The 21,158-nt window shown below is 75.5% G+C and carries 17 protein-coding genes and 2 pseudogenes; 12 read left to right on the top strand and 7 right to left on the bottom strand.

Translation table 11 applies throughout. The features are described from left to right. Positions 1-148 precede the first annotated feature (148 nt). The 3 genes from ACGF4F_RS00670 (at position 149) to ACGF4F_RS00680 (ending at position 2,884) form a co-directional block, all read left to right on the top strand. On the top strand, positions 149-1,078 hold the full coding sequence (locus tag ACGF4F_RS00670) for an aminoglycoside phosphotransferase family protein (RefSeq protein WP_393073565.1): 930 nt from the start codon (positions 149-151) through the stop codon (positions 1,076-1,078). A 31-nt stretch (positions 1,079-1,109) separates the two neighbouring features. After that, a complete protein-coding gene (locus tag ACGF4F_RS00675; RefSeq protein ID WP_393073568.1) occupies positions 1,110-1,526 on the top strand; it encodes an NUDIX domain-containing protein in 417 nt (138 codons plus the stop codon). A gap of 293 nt (positions 1,527-1,819) precedes the next feature. Next, a complete protein-coding gene (locus ACGF4F_RS00680; RefSeq protein WP_393073571.1) occupies positions 1,820-2,884 on the top strand; it encodes an aromatic acid exporter family protein in 1,065 nt (354 codons plus the stop codon). A gap of 53 nt (positions 2,885-2,937) precedes the next feature. Here the strand turns inward: ACGF4F_RS00680 and ACGF4F_RS00685 are convergent, their stop codons facing one another. Next, positions 2,938-3,633, bottom strand: coding sequence for an alpha/beta hydrolase (locus ACGF4F_RS00685; RefSeq protein ID WP_393073574.1), 696 nt, complete (start codon positions 3,631-3,633; stop codon positions 2,938-2,940). Positions 3,634-3,758: 125 nt separating this feature from the next. Then, positions 3,759-4,748, bottom strand: a complete 990-nt coding sequence (locus tag ACGF4F_RS00690) for a LacI family DNA-binding transcriptional regulator (protein WP_393073577.1) — start codon at positions 4,746-4,748, stop codon at positions 3,759-3,761. A gap of 159 nt (positions 4,749-4,907) precedes the next feature. Between ACGF4F_RS00690 and ACGF4F_RS00695 the strand changes: the two genes are divergently transcribed. Next, positions 4,908-6,146: an MFS transporter gene (locus ACGF4F_RS00695; RefSeq protein WP_393073580.1), complete on the top strand. Its 1,239-nt coding sequence runs from the start codon at positions 4,908-4,910 to the stop codon at positions 6,144-6,146. Between the two features lie 176 nt (positions 6,147-6,322). After that, positions 6,323-6,655, top strand: a complete 333-nt coding sequence (locus ACGF4F_RS00700) for a hypothetical protein (RefSeq protein ID WP_357435903.1) — start codon at positions 6,323-6,325, stop codon at positions 6,653-6,655. A 17-nt stretch (positions 6,656-6,672) separates the two neighbouring features. Here the strand turns inward: ACGF4F_RS00700 and ACGF4F_RS00705 are convergent, their stop codons facing one another. The 3 genes from ACGF4F_RS00705 to ACGF4F_RS00715 all read right to left on the bottom strand — a co-directional run bounded on the left by ACGF4F_RS00705 (position 6,673) and on the right by ACGF4F_RS00715 (position 9,514). Then, on the bottom strand, positions 6,673-8,271 hold the full coding sequence (locus ACGF4F_RS00705) for a glycosyltransferase 87 family protein (protein WP_393073584.1): 1,599 nt from the start codon (positions 8,269-8,271) through the stop codon (positions 6,673-6,675). Between the two features lie 401 nt (positions 8,272-8,672). Beyond that, positions 8,673-9,035, bottom strand: coding sequence for a fluoride efflux transporter CrcB (gene crcB / locus ACGF4F_RS00710; protein ID WP_357435901.1), 363 nt, complete (start codon positions 9,033-9,035; stop codon positions 8,673-8,675). Further along, the gene (locus tag ACGF4F_RS00715) at positions 9,032-9,514 is read right to left on the bottom strand and encodes a CrcB family protein (protein ID WP_393073587.1); all 483 of its coding nucleotides are present in this window, start codon (positions 9,512-9,514) and stop codon (positions 9,032-9,034) included. The genes crcB and ACGF4F_RS00715 overlap by 4 nt, the downstream gene beginning before the upstream one ends. A 144-nt stretch (positions 9,515-9,658) precedes the next feature. Here ACGF4F_RS00715 and paaK point away from each other — a divergent pair, with 144 nt between their 5' ends. The 6 genes and pseudogenes from paaK (at position 9,659) to ACGF4F_RS00745 (ending at position 13,157) form a co-directional block, all read left to right on the top strand. Beyond that, complete coding sequence (paaK, locus tag ACGF4F_RS00720; protein WP_357435899.1) at positions 9,659-10,966, top strand: phenylacetate--CoA ligase PaaK; 1,308 nt, start codon at positions 9,659-9,661, stop codon at positions 10,964-10,966. Positions 10,967-11,003: 37 nt separating this feature from the next. Continuing rightward, positions 11,004-11,396, top strand: a complete 393-nt coding sequence (paaI, locus tag ACGF4F_RS00725; RefSeq protein WP_357435982.1) for a hydroxyphenylacetyl-CoA thioesterase PaaI — start codon at positions 11,004-11,006, stop codon at positions 11,394-11,396. Positions 11,397-11,444: 48 nt separating this feature from the next. Continuing rightward, entirely contained in the window at positions 11,445-11,783 is a 339-nt protein-coding gene (locus ACGF4F_RS00730; protein ID WP_357435898.1) for a hypothetical protein, read from the top strand. After that, positions 11,783-12,025: pseudogene (locus tag ACGF4F_RS00735) on the top strand (glycosyltransferase); the annotation flags it as partial. The gene ACGF4F_RS00730 and the pseudogene ACGF4F_RS00735, both read left to right, overlap by 1 nt. Before the next feature lie 95 nt (positions 12,026-12,120). After that, a pseudogene (locus ACGF4F_RS00740) lies at positions 12,121-12,477 on the top strand (glycosyltransferase); the annotation flags it as partial. A 116-nt stretch (positions 12,478-12,593) separates the two neighbouring features. Further along, positions 12,594-13,157 carry a dienelactone hydrolase family protein gene (locus ACGF4F_RS00745; RefSeq protein ID WP_357435897.1) on the top strand — a complete coding sequence of 188 codons (564 nt, stop codon included), beginning with the start codon at positions 12,594-12,596 and terminating at the stop codon, positions 13,155-13,157. A gap of 10 nt (positions 13,158-13,167) precedes the next feature. Here the strand turns inward: ACGF4F_RS00745 and ACGF4F_RS00750 are convergent, their stop codons facing one another. Together ACGF4F_RS00750 and ACGF4F_RS00755 are read right to left on the bottom strand one after the other, a co-directional pair. Further along, on the bottom strand, positions 13,168-15,141 hold the full coding sequence (locus tag ACGF4F_RS00750; protein ID WP_393073591.1) for a zinc ribbon domain-containing protein: 1,974 nt from the start codon (positions 15,139-15,141) through the stop codon (positions 13,168-13,170). 534 nt (positions 15,142-15,675) lie between these two features. Next, on the bottom strand, positions 15,676-17,949 hold the full coding sequence (locus tag ACGF4F_RS00755) for an AAA family ATPase (protein ID WP_357435894.1): 2,274 nt from the start codon (positions 17,947-17,949) through the stop codon (positions 15,676-15,678). 195 nt (positions 17,950-18,144) lie between these two features. Here ACGF4F_RS00755 and ACGF4F_RS00760 point away from each other — a divergent pair, with 195 nt between their 5' ends. After that, complete coding sequence (locus ACGF4F_RS00760) at positions 18,145-21,087, top strand: AAA family ATPase (RefSeq protein WP_357435893.1); 2,943 nt, start codon at positions 18,145-18,147, stop codon at positions 21,085-21,087. Positions 21,088-21,158: the final 71 nt, after the last annotated feature.

Consider the following 21,158-nt stretch of genomic DNA (forward strand, 5'->3'; position numbering starts at 1 on the left):
TTCTGGAGGTTTGACCATTGCACTGCTTTCGCAGTGATCCTTTTCCCGACTGGACGGTCCGGGCGAGCGCCGGGGATGGGAGCCTTCGGACGGTGCTCCCGGCGGAAATCGGTTGCCGCGTCCGGTGGTGGCCGTGATCATGGCCGGGATGGCGCGGCAGGACGAGACCACGGACCCGACGGCGATGCGACCCGCCGTCCCCACGATCGACGTGGCGCTGGTCCGCCGGCTGGTCGCCAGCCAGTTTCCGCGCTGGGCCAACCTTTCGGTGCGGCCGGTCGCGGTCGGCGGCTGGGACAACCGGACCTTCCACCTGGGCGATGCGATGACGGTGCGCCTGCCCAGCGCCGAGGGGTACGTGCCGCAGGTGCGGAAGGAGCAGCGGTGGCTGCCGGTCCTCGCGCGCCGGTTGCCGCTGGCGGTGCCCACCCCGCTGGCCGAGGGGAAGCCCGGCGAGGGCTACCCGTTCCCGTGGTCGGTGTGCCGCTGGATCGACGGCGAGACCGCCGCCGCCGAGCGGATCGGCGACCCGGTCCGGTTCGCCACCGACCTCGCGGGGTTCCTCGCCGCACTGCACCGCACCGAGCCGGCGGGTGGCCCGCCGGCCGGCGCGCACAGCGCGTTCCGGGGCGCCCCGCTGGCCACCTACGACGGTGAGACCCGGCGGGCGGTCGGGCTGCTCGGCGACCGGATCCCGACCGACACCGTCAACCGGATCTGGGCCACCGCGCTGCGGTCCACCTGGACCGGGCCGCCGGTCTGGTTCCACGGCGACGTCGCCTGGGGCAATCTGCTGGTCCGCGACGGCCGGCTCGCCGCGGTCATCGACTTCGGCTGCTGCGGGATGGGCGACCCGGCCTGCGACCTGGCCATCGCCTGGACCCTGCTGGCCGGCCCCAGCCGGGCGGCGTTCCGCGCCACCCTCGGCGTGGACGACGCGACCTGGGCCCGGGGGCGGGGCTGGGTGCTCTGGAAGGCGCTCATCACCCTCGACAACCCCGATCCGGTCCGCGCCGCCGAGGCCCGGCACATGCTCGACGCCGTCCTCACCGAGTACGCCGAATCCACGGGGGAGTGAGCGGCCGGGCGCGGCGTACTAGGTTGGCCGGATGCACCCGATCGCCTGTGTCCTGCTGGTCGACCGCGCCGGCCGGCTGCTGCTGCAACTCTGCGACGCGCACGCCCCGCACCACCCGAACGTGTGGGGCCTGCCCGGCGGGCACTGGGAGCCGGGCGAGACCATCGAGGAGACGGCGCTGCGCGAGCTGTGGGAGGAGTCCGGCCTGCGGCCGGCGCGCTCGCTGCGGCCCGTCGCCACCCAGGAACTGCCCGAGATCGGGCGGATCAAGCACTACTTCCACGGCGAGACCGCCGCCGGGCAGGAGGACGTGGTGCTCGGCGAGGGCGCCGCGCTCGTCTTCACCGCCCCGGCGGAGGTCCTGGACGGCCGCCCGTACACCCCCGGCACGGCCGACGTGCTCGCCCGCTTCCTGGCCTCCCCCGAATACCCCCGCCCAACCCCCTGACCTCTCGCCTCCCGCCTCGGGCGCAGGTTCACGGAGAGCGTGGCTGCTCCGCGCGGAACCGCCACGCTGTCCGTGAAAGAGGCCACTCGCCGGCGGCGTTCAAAGGGTGAGCCGGGCCGCTGCGGCCGGGGCGGTCGCGGCGCACCATAGGTGGGTCCAAGCGGCGACGGGAGGCGACGATGGTGCGGTGGGGCAGGGCCGGAGCACTCCGGCTCCGCGGGTCTGACGCCACGCCGCGACCCCGAGCAGCCGTCCGGGCAGCCGCGGGGCGGCTGCGGCGGGGCTGGCTGCCGGTGGTCGAGGCGACCCTCGCCGCCACCGTCGCCTGGATCCTCGCCACCCGGCTGGTCGGCCACCCGCAGCCGTTCTTCGCACCGGCCGCCGCCCTGATCGTGCTCGGCCAGGCCCGTGGCCAACGGCTGCGCCGGGCCGTCGAGGTGGTGCTCGGGGTGGCCGCCGGGGTGCTCGTCGCCGACCTGGTCGTGCAGGCGCTCGGCCCGCACACCAGCTGGACCGTCTTCACCGTCATCCTGCTCACCGTGGCCCTCGCGGTGGCGGTCGGCGCCAGTTCGGTCACCGTGGTGCAGGCCGCCGTCTCCGCCCTCTACCTGGTGGTCGTGGCGCCGCCCACCGAGACGCTGGTCCCGTTCCGGTTCGTCGACGCGCTGATCGGGGGTGGGGTGGCCATCGTGGCGAGCCTGCTCATCGACGCCCGCCGCCCGCTCGCCCCGCTGGTCGCCGAGTTCCGGCAGACGTTCGAGGAGCTGGCCGGGGTGCTCGACGAGATCGCGGCGGCGCTCGACCGGACCGACGACAAAGCGGCACTGGCCGCGCTGGAGCGGGCCCGGCACGCCGACGCCGGGGTGGAACGGCTGCGCGGGGCGGTGCAGGCCGCCGGCGAGGCGCTCTGGCTCCACGTACGCCGCCGCCAGCACCTCGGGCGGCTGCGCTCGGTGCAGAGCTCGATCCGGCAGATCGACTACGCGGTCCGCAACGTGCGGGTGCTGGCCCGCGCCGCGGTGACCCTCACCCGGGTCCCGGCGCCGGTGCCACCCGAACTGGGCGCCGCCGTACGGACCCTGGCCGAGGCGGTCCGCTCGGCCGGGGACGCGCTCGCCGCCGACCTGACCGGGCAGGACGAGATCGCCGACCGGCACGCCGAGCGGGCGGACGTCGCCGCGCTGGAGGCGGTCCGGGCGGCCGGACGGCTCTTCACCCCGGGCCAGACGCTGCCCCTCGCCATGATCATCGGCCAGGTCCGGGCCACCGCGATCGACCTGTTGCGCGGGGTCGGCGCCGACGACGACGCGTCGGTGCTCACCCGGGTCGACACGGCGGTGGCCGGACCCCCGCACTGACCCCGGACCAGAGACCGTCGGGATCCTCGGAGCCGCGAGGTCTCCCGGTCGCTTCAGCCGACCAGCCAGTCCACCGCCCGCTGCCGGATCTCCGCCGGCACCTCGTGGCCGCCGGGGAACTCGGCGTACTCGGCCGGGTAGCCGAGGCTGTGCAGGCGGGGGACCAGCCGTCGGCTGCACACGTCCACCGGCAGCACCCGGTCGTCGGTGCCGTGCGAGACGAACACCCGCGGCCGGCCGTGGGTGACCAGCGGCGCGGCGAACCCGGGGGAGAAGGCCACGATCGCGTCGACCAGGTCGCCGTTGGTCAGGCCCAGCGAGAGGGCGTACGACGCCCCGTCGGAGAAGCCGCCCAGGGTCACCCCGGCCACCGGGTACGCCGCGAGGACCGCGCCCAGCAGCGCGTCGATCCGGCGGACGTCCGGGCCGTACCCCTCGGCGATCAGGTCCCAGCTGCTCGCGGTGGCCTGCGGCGCGACCAGCAGCAGCCGGTGCGCGTCGGCCAGCGGGAGCAGCAGGTCCAGCCCCTGCCGGGCCGACCCGCCGGCGCCGTGCAGCAGCACCACCACCCGGTACGGCCCGGCTCCGTCGGCCGGGACGTACCGCAGGGCCGGCGTCCCGCCCTCCGGATCGGGGACCGAGGTCAGCCCGGTCGGGCCGGGCGCGGCCACCACGGCCGGGCGGGCGGTCAACCGGCCGTGCCGGTGCCCCTCCTCGGGCTGCCGGTGCGGCGGCGCGGGCTCGGTCAATGCTCGCCCCTTCGTCGGTCGGTCCGGCGGCGCATACCCGGCTGGTGCCGGCTCAACCGCCGGGCACCCGCTCCCGCCGGACCACCCCCTCCCGGCGGGCGCGTCGGCCCGGACCGGCGGCCGGGTCAGGCGCTCTCCCGGGCGACCAGCGTCGACGGAAACGCGGTGACCGGCGGCACCCGCCGGGCCTCCAGCACCGCCGTGGCCGCCGCCGTGGCGATCCCCGCGACCGGGTGGGTGGCGGTGGTCAACGCCGGGCTGCTGACCGCCGCGTACGGGATGTCGTCGAAGCCGGCCACCGCCACGTCGTGCGGCACCCGGACCCCGCGCCCGCGCAGCGCGGCGATCGCGCCCAGCGCGGTGGTGTCGCTGGCCGCGTAGATCGCGTCGGTGTCCGGCCAGCGGGTGAGCGCCTCCACCGCCGCCCGGCCGCCCCGCGCAGCGGAGAAGTCGCCGGTCACCAGGCGCACCGGCAGCCCGGCCGACCGCATCATCGCCTGGTACACGGTCACCGACCGCTCCGCACAGCTGAGCCAGCGGGGACCGGTGACCATGACGATCCGGCGGCGACCGCTGGCGTGCAGGTGGCGCAGCACCGCGTCGGCGCCCCCGGCGTTGTCCACGTCGAAGGAGGGAACGGCCGCCGAACCGATGCCGATCGAGGCGACCCGGCCGCGGAGCGTGGCGGGCACCGCGTCGAGCATCCGCTCGGTCGTGTTGATCAGCAGCACCCCGCAGACGCTGCGGTCGTCGCCGAGCCGGCGCAGGCGGGCCGGGGCGCTCAGCGGCAGCCACTCCAGTGCCACCCCGACCCCGTGCGGGGCGCAGAGCCGGGCCGCCGCGCTCACCACCCGGTCCACGTACGGGTCGTCGAGGATCGCGGCGTCGGTGCCGGCAACGGCCACCACCAGCCGTACCCCGGCACCCCGGACCAGCGCGCGGGCCGTGGTGTTCGGCACGTAGCCGAGGCGGTCGGCGGCGGCGGTGACCCGGTCCCGGGCAGCCGGCGAGGCGAACCCGTAGCCGCCCAGCACCCGGGACGCGGTGGCCCGCGACACCCCGGCCGCCCGGGCGACGTCGTCGAGGGTGGCGGGACGTGCCGTCGGCGTGTCCATTCATCGTCCTCCCTTACCGGCCGCGCCCCCCGCGCCGGCCACTGTCGGCATCATCCCGCCTTCGGGCCACCGCCGGTAAGGGTGATAGCGCTTGCCGTGAGAGCGCTCCCAGGTATGGGATGATCGGCGGGCAGCCCTTGGGGGAGAGGAAGACATCGCGTGAGCAGCACCATCGACGCGTCGAGCGTCGACCGGCCGGTCGTGCCCCGGGCGGTCCTGGCCGCCCGGACCGGGGTGGCGGTCGTGTTCGCCCTCAACGGGCTCGCGGTGGGCACCTGGTTCTCCCGGGTGCCCGCGGTACGCGAGGCGCTGGGGCTCAGCGCCGGGCGGCTCGGCCTGCTGCTGATGGCCTTGTCGGCCGGCGCGGTGCTGGCGATGCCGGCCGCCGGGCTGGTCACCCAACGGCTCGGACCGGCCCGCACGGTGGCGGCCTCGGTCCTGCTCGTCGCGTTCGGCACGGTCGTCGCCGGCCTCTCCGCCGGCCTGGCCGGGTCGGTGATGGGGGTCGCCGTGGGCCTCTTCGCCTTCGGCTACGGCTCCGGCACCTGGGACGTGGCGATGAACGTCGAGGGTGCGGCGGTGGAGAAGCGCCTCGGCCGGACCATCATGCCCCGGTTCCATGCCGCGTGGAGCCTCGGCTCGGTGGCCGGGGCCGGGATCGGCGCCGGGGCGGCCCGGCTGGGCGTACCGGTGGGGGTGCACCTGCCCGCGCTCGCGGTCGTGGTCCTGGTCGGCGCGCTGCTCGGCGCCCGCGCCTTCCTGCCGGCCCCCGTGGAGGCGGAGGGTACGGCGGACCCGGCGGCCCGGCGCCGGGCGCTACTGGCCACCTGGCGGGAGCCACGCACTCTGCTCATCGGCCTGCTGGTGCTGGTCATGGCATTCACCGAGGGCAGCGCCAACGACTGGCTGGCGGTGGCGTTCGTTGACGGGTACGGCGTCAGCGAGGCGGTCGGCGCCGTCGTCTTCGGCGTGTTCGTGGTCGGCATGACGCTCGGCCGGACCGCCGGCACGATCGCCATCGACCGGTGGGGGCGGGTGGCGGTGCTGTTCGGCACCATCGGGCTGGCCGTCGTCGGCGCCGCCCTGGCCGTGCTGGCCGGCTCCGGGCCGCTCGCCGTGGTCGGCGTGGCGCTCTGGGGGATCGGGGCGTCGCTCGGCTTCCCGGTCGGGATGAGCGCCGCCGCCGACGACGAGGACCGGGCGCCGGCCCGGGTCAGCGTGGTCGCCGTGATCGGCTACACCGCCTTCCTGGGTGGGCCGCCGCTGCTCGGCTTCCTCGGCGACCACCTGGGCATCCTGCATGCCCTCGGTGTCGTGCCACTCCTGCTGCTGCCCACCCTGGCGCTGGTCCCGGTGCTCCGCCCGCCGGCTCCGGCGACCCCGCCCGGCCAAGGCTGATCGACACCGCCCGGCCAGGCTGATCGACCCGGGCCACGGCCTGTCGCGGTGCCCGGACGGGCCGGACCTGACAGGAACCGGGTGATCACGGCCGTCAGCGGACTCCCACGGCGTTCCCAGCCACCTGCCAGGTGATGTTGCTGCACTGGGAGCGACGCCGAGGAGAGGAGGCGGGCATGGGCTGGTTCAGCCGACGGGGCGCCGACCGGACGACCCCGACCAAGCTCGACCGCGAGGCCACCGCGGAGGACCTGGCCGCGCTGGAGGCCTTCGTGACCAGCCGCCGCGGGGTGGAGTTCTACCTGGAGCCCGAGACCACCGCCACCGACACCACGGTGGTCGCCATCGCGCACGACGGCGAGTGGATCCGCCGCCGCACCGGCTCGCCCCGGGCCGCCGGGAAGATCGCCCAGCGGCACGCGATTCCGCTGTACGAGGCGGCCCGCACCGGCTACCCCGAACGGATGCGGGCCTGGAACCGGGCCCATCCGGAGCGCCGGGCCCGCTGACCGGCCGCCGGCCGGAGTCAGCGGTGCGTGCGGAACGCCGCCGCCAGCTCGTCGTCGTAGGTGGCGATCGGGCGTCCGTCGGCCGCGTACGCGACCAGCCGGCCGTGCGTCATGGTCGCGGCGCGGAACGAGAAGATCCGGGACCCTGGGTAGGCGTCGAGCAATGGGATGGCCCGGGGTGCCCCGCCCGGCGCCGAGTAGTAGGCCAACCGAGCCACCTGCTCGGAGACCACCCCGTTGACCCGGACCTTCGTCGGCTCGACGGCCGTGCCGAAGGAGACCGCCGCGTCCCCGCCGTACGCGGCGCACTCGGCGGCCCCGCGGCAGACGAAGAAGTATCGGGGGTTCGCCACGTCGTCGAGGGCGTACGCCTTGAACGTGGGGTCCGCGCCGGCCGGGAGCGGCTGCACGGCGAAGAACGCCAGCGCCGCGGCGGCGGCCACGCCCACCCGCAGCCAGGCCCGGCCGGCGGTGGCCCGGCGGTGTGCCCGGGTGGCGGTGACCGCGACGCCGCCGAACCCGACGAGGCAGAGCGCGCCGACGCCGAGTGCCCGGGCGTTCTCCAGCAGGAACTGCACGCCGGGCCGGGCGGACACCGGGCCCAGCGCCGCGCCGAGGGATACCACCATGGCCACCAGCAGGGCGGCGCCGGCCACCCGGCGGGCCACCCCGGACGCGCCGACCAGCAGCATGGCGGCCAGCACCGGCCAGATCTGGTGGTGGGTCCAGGACACCGGGGAGGCGGCCACGGTGGCGCAGCCGACCAGCACGGCGGCGTGCCCCGGCCGGCCGAGCCCGGTGAGCTGCCGGGCCCGCAGCAGCGCCACCGCGCAGATGACGCCCACCAGCGCGGCCCAGAGCAGCGGCAAGGTGGCCGGGGCGACGCCGACGCGGAGCAGCATCCCGTGCAGCGACTGGTTGCCCAGCGACGCGAGGTCGCCGATCCGGGAGGTCTGCAGCACCGTCCCGGTCCAGTAGGTCCAGCTCTCCGCCGGCAACACCGCCGCGGCGACCCCCGCCGCCACCAGGAACGCAGCCGCCGCCCGACCGGCGTCCCGGTAGCGGCCACTGACCAGGAAGTAGGCCACGAAGAGCAGCGGGGTCAGCTTGATCGCCGCGGCCAACCCGACCAGCACCCCGCGCCAGCGGGGCGGAACCACCCCCATGCCGTCCAGCAGGGCCAGCAGCACGATGAAGATGCTCACCTGGCCGAAGCGCAGGTTGCTCTGCACCGGCGCGGAGAGCATCAGCGCCGTGGCGACCGCGGCCACGGCCAGCGGCCGTCGGGACCGCTCGGGCGCCAGCACCCCACCGACCGGTACGGCGATGGCGACCACGGCCACGACCGTCAGCAGCAGCCAGAGCACGCCCAGCGCGGGCTCCGGGAGCACGGTGATCGGCGCGAGCACGAGCGCCGCGAACGGGGGATAGGTGAACGGGCCCCCGTTCTCCGCGACGTACCCGTACAGCGGTCGCCCGGCCCGCAGGTCGGTCAGCGCCCCGTAGTAGATGTGCAGGTCGGAGAGGTGGTCGGGGCGTCGTGCCACCAGCCCGACGGAGACCACGGCGGCCAACGCGAACCCGGTCCACAGCAGAATCACCCGGCGGTCCCGCATCGACCGAGGATAGGACGGACGGCTGCGTCGCGCGGCCCCGTGCGGCGTGGTGGCGGTCAACCGGCCAGCGCGGTTCGCGCCTCGGCCAGCCGCACCGGCTCGTCGTGCGCGGCGTGCCGCCGCCCACGTGCCGGACCACGACGCCGGTGGGCAGGGCCAACTCCTCGGTGAAGGTACGCGTCGGCGGGACGAGCGTGAAGCCGTCCCACGAGTCCATGGCCAGGGCCCGGGCCCGAAAGCTGTGCCCGAGCCAGGGGTTCTCGCCTACCTGCTCGCGCAGGTAGCGGTGGCTCCACGGCCGGGCCGCCTCGGCGCGCAGCGGCGCGACGCCGCGCACCTTTGCGCGGGAGAACGGGTCGACCGCCCCGTCGGGCGAGGCGCGGCCGTGCCTCCGGTAGAGGTCAGCCGGTCAACGCGCGGGCGAGCGCGTACCCCAGGGTGGCCGCAGCCAGCCCGGCGACCACGCTGGCCAGCACGTTCGCCACGGCGTGCAGGCGGGCGCCCTTTCGGGTCAGCCGCAGTGTCTCGTAGCTGAGCGTGGACCACGTGGTCAGCGCGCCGCAGAAGCCGGTACCGATCAGCGCGGCCACCGCCGGGTCCGCCGGCACCGCCACCACCGCGCCGAGCAGCAGCGACCCGAACACATTGACGGTCAGCGTGCCCCACGGGAAGGGGGAGTCGTGCCGGGCCTGCACCGCCCGGTCGGTCAGGTAGCGTAGCGGGGCGCCGAGCGCGGCCCCGATCGCGATCAGCAGCACGGTCATCGGGACCCCCGGTCACCGGCCCGGGCCAGCACCCGGCCGGCCAGCGCGTCCCCGAGCCAGACGGCCAGGAGCGCCCCGACCAGGGTCGCCGCCAGGTACGCGAGCGCGGTGCCCGGCGCCCCGGCGGCCACCGCCCGCTGCGCGTCCACCACGTAGGTGGAGAACGTGGTGTAACCGCCGAGCACCCCGACGCCGAGGAACGGCCGGACCAGCGGGGCAGCCGGACGGGCGGAGATCACCGCCATCAGCACGCCGATCAGCAGGCAGCCGGTGACGTTGACGCCGAAGGTGGCCCACGGAAAGCCGGTGGGCGGGTGCGGGAAGGCCGTCTGGAGGCCCGCCCGGGCCAGCGCGCCGAGCACGCCCCCAGCTGCGATGACGCCGAGCACCGCGGCCGGGTGGGCGGTCAGCTCCCCCCGGTCGGCGGGTACGCGCAGGTCGACGTCCGGGTCGACGCGGCGTTCGGGTGGTCGTGTCACCGGTGCCGAGCATAACGGGGCCGGCCGCCTCCCCTGACCGGTCCTCCCGCAGGCCCTGACCTGGCAGGACCCACGGTACGGGCGTACGGTGTGCGGCATCGCCCGGCGCGCGGCGGCGTCGGGCTTGTCGCGCAGGAGGCAACCGTGCAGGACCGCACCCCTCGTCCGGAGGAGCTGGAACCCGTCGAGCGGGTGTCCGTGGACGAGCTGCGGGCGGTGCAGTTGGACCGGCTGCGCTGGTCGCTGCGGCACGCGTACGACAACGTGCCGCACTACCGCCGGGCCTTCGATGCGGCCGGGGTCCACCCGGACGACCTGCGCGAGCTGGCCGACCTGGCCCGCTTCCCGTTCACCGGGAAGGCCGAGCTGCGGGAGAACTACCCGTTCGGGATGTTCGCGGTGCCCCGGGAGCGGATCGCCCGGCTGCACGCCTCCTCCGGCACCACCGGCCGCCCCACCGTGGTCGGCTACACCCGCGACGACGTCAGCACATGGGCGAAGCTGATGGCCCGCTCCATCCGGGCCGCCGGTGGACGCCCCGGCGACCGGGTGCACGTCGCCTACGGGTACGGGCTCTTCACCGGGGGGCTCGGCGCGCACTACGGCGCCGAGGAGCTGGGCTGTACGGTCATCCCGGTCTCCGGCGGGATGACCGAGCGGCAGGTGATGCTGATCCGCGACTTCGAGCCGGAGGTCATCATGGTCACCCCCAGCTACCTGCTGGCGATCGTGGACGAGATGGAACGCCAGGGCGTCGACCCGAGGTCCACCTCGCTGCAGGTCGGCATCTTCGGCGCCGAGCCGTGGACCGAGGACATGCGCCGGGAGATGGAGCAGCGGCTCGACATGCACGCGGTCGACATCTACGGCCTGTCCGAGGTGATGGGGCCCGGGGTGGCCGTCGAGTGCGTGGAGACCAAGGACGGCCTGCACCTGTGGGAGGACCACTTCTACCCGGAGGTCATCGACCCGGTCAGCGGCGAGGTGCTGCCCGACGGCGAGCAGGGGGAGCTGGTGCTCACCTCGCTCACCAAGGAGGCCATGCCGGTGGTCCGCTACCGCACCCGCGACCTGACCCGGCTGCTGCCCGGCACCGCCCGGACGATGCGGCGGATCGAGAAGATCACCGGCCGGACCGACGACATGATGATCGTCCGCGGGGTGAACGTGTTCCCCACGCAGATCGAGGAGCTGATCCTGCGTACGCCCGCGCTGTCGCCGCACTTCCAGTGCGTGCTGGACCGGCAGGGCCGGATGGACACCCTCACCGTCAAGGTGGAGCGGCGGGCCGGGGTGCCGGCCGACGAGGCGGAGCGGGCCGGGGCGGCCCTGGTGCAGCAGGTCAAGGACACGATCGGGGTGAGCGTGGCGGTGCGGGTAGTCGAGCCCGACGGGGTGGAACGGTCGATGGGCAAGATGCGCCGGATCGTCGACCAGCGGCGGGGGCGTTGAGGTGGGGGAGCACGACGGCCGCACCGCGGCCCACGACATGTTCGACGCCGACGTGGCCTCCAAGGGGCTCGGCATCGAGCTGGTCTCGGCCGGCGACGGCGCGGCGGTGGCCCGGATGCGGGTCACCGCGGCCATGCTGAACGGCCACGCGATCGGTCACGGCGGCTTCGTCTTCCTGCTCGCCGACACCGCGTTCGCGCTGGCCTGCAACAGCCACGGCCCGGCCACGGTGGCCGCCGGCGGCGAGATCAGCTTCCTTCGGCCGGTGCGCGAGGGCGACCTGCTGGAGGCTCGGGCCACCCAGCGGGTCCGCTACGGCCGCAGCGGCATCTACGACGTCACGGTCTGGCGGGACGACGAGGTGGTCGCCGAGTTCCGCGGCCGTAGCCGCACCCTGTCCCGGGACGCGCGGGGCGGCGCGGCCGGCTGAGCCCCGCCGGTGTCCCCACCGGACGGTGGACCCGGCCTAAGATCGGGCATGCGTGTGCTGGTGGCGTCCGCGCCCCTGATCGGACACGTGTTCCCGCTGCTGCCGCTCGCCCTCGCCATGCGCGACGCCGGGCACGAGGTGCTGGTCGGCACGGCGGCCGACGGCCTTGCGGCGGCCCGGTCTGGCCTGCCGGTCCACGACGTCGCGCCGGCGTTCGACTTCGGCCGGATCGCCCGCGGCGTCCTGCTGCGGCATCCGCTGATCGCGCGGGCCGAGCTGGTCGGTACGGCCGGCACCCGCGGCGCCGCCCTCCTCTTCGGACAGGTCAACGACGAACTGGCCGACGGCCTGGTCGCCTTGGCCCGGGAATGGTCCCCGACGTGGTGATGTACGAGCCGTTCGCGGCGGCCGGCGCGCTCGCGGCCGCCCGGGTCGGCGTCCCGGCGGTACGCCACGAGAACTCGCTGTTCGACGGGCGCGAGCTGGTCCGGGTCACCGCGGAACGCCTCACCCGGGCGCTACCCCGGCACCATGTCGCCGCGATCCCGCCACCCGCCGGAGCGATCGCCGTCGCCCCACCCAGTGTGGTGACCCAGGACGGCTGGCCGATGCGGTACGAGCCGTACGGCGGCGGTGAGCTGCCGGCCTGGTTGCGGGAGCCGGGGAAGCGGCCGCGGGTGCTGGTGAGTCGGAGCACCGTGGCCGGTCCCGGCGGGCGGGCCCGATGCGCGCCGTGGTCGCCGCCGCCGACCGGGTGGACGCCGAGTTCGTCCTGGTCCGGCCGCACTGGCGGCTGGCCCGCTCGGCGTTGCCGGCCAACGTCCGTACCGTCGACTGGATCCCGCTCAACGCCGCCCTGCCGGCCAGCGCGGCGCTGGTCCACCACGGCGGCGCGGGCAGCGTGCTCGGCGCGCTGGTCGCCGGGGTGCCGCAACTCGCCACCACCGGTCCGGGCGACCGCCGGTACAACGCTACCCTGGCGGCGAACCGGGGCGCCGGCCTCGCCGCGCCGGCCGGTGGGATCAGCGCCGACGTCCTGACCCGGCTGGTCACCGACACCCAGCTCGCCGCCGCTGCCCGGCAGGTGAGCCGGGAGATCGCGGCGATGCCGCCGCCGGCCGACCTGGTGGCCCGGATCGAGTGCTGCCACCGGCGCGGCTGCCCGATCTGCCGGCGACCCGGCAGCACGATGAACCGGTGGCACACATCCTGCTGTTGCACTCCGTCTTCGGGCTGCGGCCCGCCGTGCTGGCCGCCGCCGCCCGGCTGCGCGCCGCCGGGCACGAGGTCACCACCCCCGACCTGTACGGGCTGCCGGCGGCGGACACCGTCCAGGACGGTTTCGCCCTGCTCGACAAGGTCGGCCGGGACAGCGTGCTGGAGCGAGCCCGCGCGGCGGCCCACGATCTCCCGGCCGAGGCGGTGCTGGCCGGCTTCTCGATGGGCGCCGGGGTGGCCGGGGCGCTGCTCGCCGAGCGGCCGCAGGCGGCGGCGCTGCTCCTGCTGCACGGCACCGGGGGCGCCCCGGAGTCGGTACGCCCCGGGCTGCCGGTGCAGCTGCACCTCGCCGACCCTGACGAGTACGAGCCGCCGGACGAGCTGGACGAGTGGCGGCGGGCGATGACCGGCGCCGGCGCCGAGCTGTCCGTGTACCGCTATCCGGGGCCCGGCCACCTCTACACGGATCCCGATGTGCCCGACCACGACGCTCTGGCGGCCGCGCTCACCTGGGACCGCGCCCTGGCGTTCCTCGCCGGTTGAGCGTCCCTGATCAGCTTAGCGATCCGGAGTCGGATTGAGTTTCCGGGATCGTGTTCCACCGTGGTGGGGTTGCGTGGGCGTGGAGATGGAATCCTGCGCCCAGTGCGGCTCCTCGTGGCCGGTGGCCGGCGGTGGGTGTGCTGATCGTGTTCACGCTCTGGTGTCGGTGGGCTGCGCGGGGCAGCTTCCGGTCCGTTGGTGCGTGTCCCTCCGGACGCTTACCCGCCCGGCCGTGGGGCCGGGTGGGGGAGGGTGCCCTGCGTCGCCTGGGCGCGGGGCGTGGTGGTTTGTGCCGGGTGGGGCTGGTCTTCGACCGGTCCCTCCGGCTGGTCTTGATGATGGTGGGGGTGACGACGGCGTTGGCTTCGAGCCCATCGACGACCGAGCGGATCACCATCGCGCCGGTGGTGCGGTCGATGACCGTCTTGGCTTGGTGGGTGAGGCCGCGGGCGGCGATGCGCCGCCAGGCGCCGTGGTCGCGGTCTCCTTGCCAACGGCAGGACTGGTTGGGGCAGATGGCCCATTTCCAGCCTGGGGTGGTGGGCCGGTCGGGGGCTTTGCGGTGCTGTAGCGGGGTCAAACATTGGGGGCAGTGTTTGGAGGTGTTGTGGGCGGGGACGGTGACCACGGCGATACCGTGCTCGGCGGCGAGGTGCCGGATGCGGTCGGTGATCTTTCCGCGGACCTGCTGAGACAGGCGGGTATTCAGGGTGCGCCCCATGCCCTTGGCTTCCAACGACCGCAGGTCTTCCAGGTAGATGACGGACGCCCGGGCGGCGATCGCCTGGTCGACGGTCCAGCGGGCGGCAGCCCACGCGAGCGCGTCGTTCAAGTTCGCGCGGCGGGCGGACACGTGGCCGATCTCGTCCCGGATCACCGCATGCTTGCCGGCGAGGTGATGCCGCTCGTCACCGCCGGTGAGCCGCTGGTAGTGGTCGGCCTTGGCATGCAGCCGCTCACTGTGGCGGCGCAGGCGGTGCTGCTTGGCCAGGATACCGGCGGCCCGGAACTGTCCACCGGCTCCCAACGCCGTAATCCGCCCATCCTGTCCCAGTCGTAGGGCTCCGGCGCTGAGGAGGGTGTTGAGGCCCCAATCCACACCGAGCGCCACCGAGTGACCGGTGGCCCGTGCTTTCGGCACGGCATGCGTGTACGCCATGTCGGCACGCACCGTCCCGTGGGTGAGGCGGAGGGTGGGCAGGTGCAGCACCGCCGAGGCGGGAACCGTGGACGGCAGCCGGATCGGACACTCGACCCATGTCCAGTCCCGGTACGTCTGCGGATCCGGTCGTGAGGGCAACTGCAGCCGTAGCAGCGCCCTGGCCGGGTCGGTGTCGCTGCGTTCGATGGTGGCCTGCTGCCGGTCACACGCGGCCAGCAGCAACATCCGCCCGATCCTCGGGACGCCTTCGAGTTCGAACACGTCCACCGGCAGCCGGCCGCTGACCTTGGCGAACGTGACGGCCTGCCGGGTGCGGCCCTTGATGACGCTGGATGGCAGGTGCTGCCCGCCGGGGATCGAGGCTCGCACGTGATCCCACTCGGCGGGGGTGCGCTTGCGCGGATCGGCTGGCCACGTCGCCAGGACCCCGGCGGTCACCTCGGCACGCCACGCCACCGAACGCAGTGCACGTCCCGCCTGCTCCTGCGCCATCCGCACGACCCGGTCATTGACCCTCACACCCCCAGGCGGGGTGGCGGTCCAGCCCAGCCGTCGCAACGCCATCCACGCGTGCGACGGCAACCGCCGCCCGCCTGCGTCCTGCCCGCTGGCCAGCACCCCCACATCCGCCGTGTTCCAGTGCGCGCCGACCAGGACGCCCACCATGCCCGCCACCAGATCGGCACACCAACCGACCCGCTGCGCCAACACCGCCGCGGACAGGACCTCACCGGTTGCCTCGTCCACACCGGTACGCAGCAACGCGCGGGCACACGCGGTCCGGGCGGTCTCGCCTTCGCCCAGCCGCAGCTTCCCGCTCACCGACTCAACGACCCACCATCGATCGAGCAGAACCAACGCTCACAGCCGACCCGCGTCACCGGAATCCTCCCCGAACCAGCCAACCACCAAGCATCACGAGACGAGCACCGACAGACGCGCCGCGGTCTGCGAGAATCGAAGAAGACCCACACGACCAACCTACGATCACTGACGATCCATAATCAACTTGGTCAGCCTCGGCGCCGCTCCACCGATCAGCGGGCATGGTGTTCTCCGCCGTCGCGCGCGGCCGGCCGCCCGGGCCGGGTGTTCCGCCGCAGGCGCTACGGACGTGATGACGTGAATGGACCGGCCCGGCGGAGGTGGTGCTCGTCGGGCCCTTTCGAGCTGATGGCGTGCCCGACTCATCCGACGCCCGACGGGCTTGAATCGTTTGCGCCATCAGGTCTGTAGGCAGGAGGAGGACGTGGTGCGGCGCGACGGACGCGCCGGGGTCACTGCAACGGCAGGCGCGGACCGGGACGACGCCGGGGGCGGAGCAGCCCCGTGCCCGCTCCGCCCCTGGCGCCGGGCTCAGGCCACGGCGAGCGCCGGCGACCCGGCGAATCCGCCGGTCCGACCGCGTCCCCGTGCTCGCGCCCGGGTCGCTGCCCGGTGCGCCGGTTCCCGGTTCCGTCCCGTCAGGGCTGGCGGCCCGACGGCCGGCAGGGCCTGCCGGCGACCGTCCACCGGTGCGCCCGCTCCCCGTGCCAACCCGATGTGCGGCAGGCCGGCGTACCGGGACGGGGAGCGCGGCAGCGAGACCGTGGGCGAGCCGTCGAACGAACGGGCAGCATCCACCAGTCCGGGCAGCGGCCCCCTCGCCCCACCGTCGCCAAGCGACGACCCGGAACCCGGCCGGGCCGGGCGGCTCGCCACCGTCGGGCCGGTCGCCGGATCGCCGGCCCGGGGACCGGCGCTCGGCCGACCCGCGAACCCTGCCGTGCCGGCCACGCGGTCCAGGCGGGTCCCCGCGCCGGTCGCGGCGGCCACGCGGTCCAGGCGCGTCCCCGCGCCGGTCGCGGCGGCCACGCGGTCCGGGCGCGTCCCCGCGCCGGTCGCGGCTGCCACCGCGGGTTGCGGGCCGGTGCGCGCCCGCCCGGCGAACTCCGCCCGCAGCGCGCGGGGCAGCCGGTGCCGCGCCACCCGGGCCACCGTGGGCTCGGCGACGGCGTACCCGCCCAGGCCGGTCCGGCGCAGCAGGCCGGCCGCGACCAGGGCGCGCAGCACCGGCTCCGCCCGGCCCGGCGCCCAGCCGAGCAGCCGGTCCATTGTGGCGGCCGGAAACTCCGCGGGTTGGGCCGCGCCGGCCATCAGCACCGCCCGCTGGTCGCCGTCGAGCCGGTCCAACCGGGCGTCGACCCGGCGGCGCACCGTGTCCGGCACCCCGATCCGATCGCCGTCCTCGTCGAGCGCCCGGACGTACGCCTGCGCGACGGCCGGGTTGCCGCCGGTCAGCGGCAGCAGCTCCCCGGCCAGCGCGGCCGGTCGGCCGGCCCGGTCGAGCAGGTGCCGGAGCAGCCGCCCGGTGTCCACGGCGCCCAGCGCGGGCAGCGGCACCCGGCGACGTCGCCCGGCGGCGCCGGGCAGCAGGTCGGCCCAGCCCGGACCGTGGGTGGCCACCACGGCGAGGGGCAGTCCCCGCTCGCTCGCCGTGGCGAAGAGCCGGTGCAGGAACCGGTTCAACGCCGGGGCGGCCCGGTCGAGGTCGTCCACCGCCACCACGGTCGGCTGGTCGGCGGCCAGGTCGAGGAGGACCTCCCGCCAGACCTCGGCGCCGCGGCCCGCCGCGCCCGCGTCCTGCGGCGCCACGACCCAGTCCGCCAGCGCCTGCACCGCCGCGGCGCGGTGGGCCGGCGGCAGCAGCCCGGCCAGCGCCGTGGCCAGCCGGCGGCGGACGGTCGGGGTCGGATCGGTGTCGCGGACCCGGGCGAACGCGCGGACCGTGTCGGCCAACGGCGCCAGCTCTCCCTCCGGGTACGGCGGGCAGTGCGCCACGCACCAGCGGACCGGCGCACCGTCCACCGTCGACACCGCGCGGGTCAGCTCGTGCAGTACCCGGCTGCGGCCACTGCCGGCCGGGCCGACCAGGGAGACCCAGCGCGGCCGCCGGTCCCGGACGGCCCGGGCGATCTCGTCGCCGGCGGTGGCCAGCTCGCGGCGCCGACCGACCAGCGGGCCCTGGTGGCGGGTCGGCCGGGGCCGGGCCGCCCCCAGCACCCGCCAGACGTCCAGCGGCAGCGCCTTCCCGGCCACCGTCAACGCGGCCAGCGGGCGCTGGTCGACCAGCCCGTCGGTGGCCCGCCGGGTGGCCGCGCAGACCGCCACCCCGCCCGGCGGGGCGTACTCCTGGATGCGGGCGGCGGTGGTGATGACGGCGCCGCTGGCGGTGCCGTGTCCGCCGTCGCGGGTGCCGGCCAGGTCGACCAGGGCCTCGCCGGTCGCCACGCCGACGCGGACCCGCAGCCGGATGCCGGCCGGAGCCCGCCGGTCCAGCGCGTCCTGGATCTCCAGCCCGGCCCGCACCGCCCGGTACGCGTCGAACCCGTCCGACCCGTGCGCCCCGAACAGCGCCATCACCGCGTCGCCGATGTACTTCTCCACCACGCCGTTCCACCGGCGCAGCACCCCGGCGACCGTGTTGAAGTACGCGCGTTGCAGCTCCCGGACATCCTCCGGGTCGAGCCGCTCCACCAGACCGGTCGAGCCGACGATGTCGGCGAAGAGCACGGTGACGGTGCGTCTCTCCTCGGGCACCGGCCAGTGCGCGGCGGTGACGGGTTTCCGACTTCTCACGATCGTGGTCATGGGCCTCGCACCCACCCTTTCCCCCGCCCGGTGCCTGACGACCTCAGGAGACTTTCACCACCGGGTCCTCGGGGGATCGGTAGGACGACGTATGTCGACCACCCGCAACCTTTAGTCGTAATGTCGACGCGAGATGTACCACCACCGGCTCTCGCCCGTAGAACGGTGGGGGAACGTGTGACTAGGCTGCGAGCCATGGCCAGCGATGTGGACACCGCACCGCTTGTCGGCCGTGCCGACACCGTGACGGCGCTCCGGTCGGCCCTGCTCGACGACGTCGCGCCCGGGCACACCGCTGCGGTCTTCCTCACCGGTGAGAGCGGGGTGGGCAAGACCCGGCTGCTGGCCGAGGTCAGCGAGCGGTTGCGGGAGGCGGGCGCGCTCGTGCTGACCGGTTCCTGTCTCGACATCGGCGACGCCTCCCCGCTGCATCCGCTGCGGCAGGCGTTGCGCCGCTTCGACGCCGAGGCGACCGAGGCCCGCCTCGCCTCGGCGGTCCGCGGCCTGCTCCAGGTCTTCGACGAGGAGACCCCGGGCCCGGACGGCGCGGGCACCCTGCTGGAACGGGTCTCCCGCGGCTTGCAGCTGGTCGCCGGGGGGCGTCCGCTGGTCCTGGTCCTGGACGACTTCCAGTGGGTCGACCGGAGCACCCGCCAGCTTCTGCTCTATCTGCTCGCCGGCCTCGGTGACCTGCAGCTGTCGGTGCTCGCCGCGATCCGGGCCGAGTCGTTGCAGGGCGCGCACCCGTTGCGCCGGGTGCTCACCGAGCTGCGCCGGCTGCGTTCGGTCCGGGTGGTCGACCTGGCGCCGCTGGACCGCGCCGGCATTGACGAGCTGGCCGCCGCGATCGCCGGCGCGCCGCTGAACCCGGACGCGGCCGACCAGATGTGGCAGCGCAGCGGCGGCAACCCGTTCGTGGTCGAGGAGCTGGCCCGGGACCTGCGCGACGGCCGCGACGGCCTCTCCGACACGGTACGCGAGGTCTTCCTGGCCCGGGTGGACGCGCTGCCGCAGCACGCGCACGCGGTGGTGCACGCGGTCGCCGCGGGTGTCGAACCGGTCGAGCACTGGCTGCTCGCCCAGGTCGTCCGGTTGCCGGAGGAGGAGCTGATCGACGCGGTCCGGGCCGCCGTGGCGCACCGGCTGCTGGTCGGCGCCGACGACGGCTACCGGCTGCGGCACCGGCTCGTGGCCGAGGTGCTGGCGCACGAGCTGCTGCCCGCCGAGCGCGCCGCGCTGCACCGGCGCTACGCCGAGGCGCTGACCTCGGCCACCGCCGAGCTGCACCAGGCCCGGCTGGCCCACCACTGGCGGCTGGCCGGCGAGCCGGGCCGGGCGTTGCCGGCGGCGATGGCCGCGGCCCGCGAGGCCGAGCGGCTGCAGGGGTACGCGGAGGCGCACCGGCACTGGTCGGCGGCGTTGCAGCTGGCGAACAGCCCGGCCGCGGTGTCGCCGGACGGCGACCGGCCGGACCCGGTCGAGGTGAACCGCGCCGAGCTGCTGGAGCACGCGGCCGAGACGGCGCACCACTGCGGCGAGCACGCCCGGGCCCTGGCCCTGCTGGAGGAGTTGGCCGCGGACCCGGCCGGGCCGGCGACCTGCGCCCTGCACATCCGGCGGGCCCGCTACCTGGCCGCCGCCGGCCGGTCGGCGCCGGCGGAGGCCGAGTACCGGCGGGCCCTGGAGGCCGCCGACTGCACCCCCCGGGAGCGGGCCACCGCCGCCGCCCACCTGGCCGAGCTGCTGCTGCACCTGGGCCGGTACGGCGAGGCCGGTGACCAGGCCCGGGAGGCGCTGGAGCTGGCCGCGGCGGTCGAGGGCTCCACTTCGGAGCTGGTGCTGGCCAGCGCCGCGCTCGGTTTCAGCGAGGCCTTCCTGGAGGACCCGGACGCCGGGCTGGCGGTGATGCGCAACGCGCTGGAGATCGCCGAGCGCGCCGGCCGGCCGGAGGATGTCGCGTGCGCGTACCTGCACCTGGCGGAGCTGCTCACCGGTCCGCTGAACATCCTCGAGGAGGGGGTGGTGGTCGCCCGCCGGGGTGCCGAGCGGGTCGCCGAACTGGGGCTGGGCCGCACCTGGGAGACCCGGCTGCTGGCCATCGCCACCAACGGGCTGTTCCGGGTCGGCCAGTGGGCCGAGGCGGAGAAGGTGGTCGCGGCGGCGCTGCGGCACCGTCCCTCCGGCGCCGACGCGGTGGAGCTGCTGCTCGCCCGCTGCCGGCTCTCCGTCGGGTACGGCGACATCGAGGCCTCCGACCGGGACCTGGAGGCGGTGGCCACCGTGCTGGCCGGCGGCGGGGCCCGGCACGTGCTGCCGATGCTGATCCTGCGGGCCGGACTGGCCATGTGGCAGGGGCGGCACGACCTGGCCCGGCAGGCCGTCCAGCGGGGCCTCACCGAGAGCCGCTCCGACGACGTCATCGTGCTCGCCACGCTGGCCTGGCACGGGCTGCGGGCGGAGGCGGAGGCGCACGCCAGCCGGACCGTCGAGGTGGACCCCACCGCGGTGCGGCGGCTGCGCGAGGTGGCCGACCGGGTGGCGCGCAAGAGCGAGAAGGCGGGGGCCCCGGTGCGCTACGTCGCCGACGGGTTCCTGGCGTTGTGTGACGCCGAGGTCAGCCGGCTCGACGGCAAGGGCGACCCGGAACTGTGGGCCCGCTCGGCCGAACTGTGGGACCACCGCAACCACCCCTATCCGGCGGCGTACTCCCGACTGCGGCAGGCCGAGGCGCTGCTGGCCCGGCGCAGCAAGCCGGCCACGGCGGGCAAGCTGCTGCGGCAGGCGTACCAGATGGCGCAGGGGCTGGGCGCGGTGCCGTTGAGCTCGGAGATCCGTACCCTGGCCGGTCGGGCCCGGGTGACCCTGGAGGAGCGGCCGGCCGGCGCCCGCCCGGTGCCCCGGCCCCGGCTGGCCCCGGCGGACGCCGCGCCGGCGGTGGACGAGCTGGCCGTGCTCACCGCCCGGGAGCGCGAGGTGCTCGCCGCGGTGGCGGAGGGGCTGACCAACAAGGAGATCGGCCAGCGGCTGTTCATCAGCGAGCGGACCATCGGTGTGCACGTGTCGCACATCTTCGACAAGCTCCAGGTCCGCACCCGGGTGCAGGCCAGCGCGATCTTCCTGCGCAACCGCTCCGCGTAGCCCGATCGCGCCGAATACGTCGTTCTACTGATCCGGCCGGCGTACGCCGGCTGGGAGGCTGTCCAGCGTCA

It is taken from the genome of Micromonospora sp. NPDC047740, from assembly GCF_043204735.1.
GTDB lineage: Bacteria > Actinomycetota > Actinomycetes > Mycobacteriales > Micromonosporaceae > Micromonospora.

Excerpts from the sequence above, each read along its gene's own strand:
- ACGF4F_RS00670 (WP_393073565.1), top strand. The coding sequence starts at position 149 with ATGGCGCGGCAGGACGAGACCACGGACCCGACGGCGATGCGACCCGCC.
- ACGF4F_RS00675 (WP_393073568.1), top strand. The coding sequence starts at position 1,110 with ATGCACCCGATCGCCTGTGTCCTGCTGGTCGACCGCGCCGGCCGGCTG.
- ACGF4F_RS00690 (WP_393073577.1), bottom strand. The coding sequence starts at position 4,748 with ATGGACACGCCGACGGCACGTCCCGCCACCCTCGACGACGTCGCCCGG.
- ACGF4F_RS00700 (WP_357435903.1), top strand. The coding sequence starts at position 6,323 with ATGGGCTGGTTCAGCCGACGGGGCGCCGACCGGACGACCCCGACCAAG.
- ACGF4F_RS00705 (WP_393073584.1), bottom strand. The coding sequence starts at position 8,271 with ATGCGGGACCGCCGGGTGATTCTGCTGTGGACCGGGTTCGCGTTGGCC.
- crcB (WP_357435901.1), bottom strand. The coding sequence starts at position 9,035 with ATGACCGTGCTGCTGATCGCGATCGGGGCCGCGCTCGGCGCCCCGCTA.
- paaI (WP_357435982.1), top strand. The coding sequence starts at position 11,004 with ATGTTCGACGCCGACGTGGCCTCCAAGGGGCTCGGCATCGAGCTGGTC.
- ACGF4F_RS00730 (WP_357435898.1), top strand. The coding sequence starts at position 11,445 with ATGCGTGTGCTGGTGGCGTCCGCGCCCCTGATCGGACACGTGTTCCCG.
- ACGF4F_RS00755 (WP_357435894.1), bottom strand. The coding sequence starts at position 17,949 with ATGACCACGATCGTGAGAAGTCGGAAACCCGTCACCGCCGCGCACTGG.
- ACGF4F_RS00760 (WP_357435893.1), top strand. The coding sequence starts at position 18,145 with ATGGCCAGCGATGTGGACACCGCACCGCTTGTCGGCCGTGCCGACACC.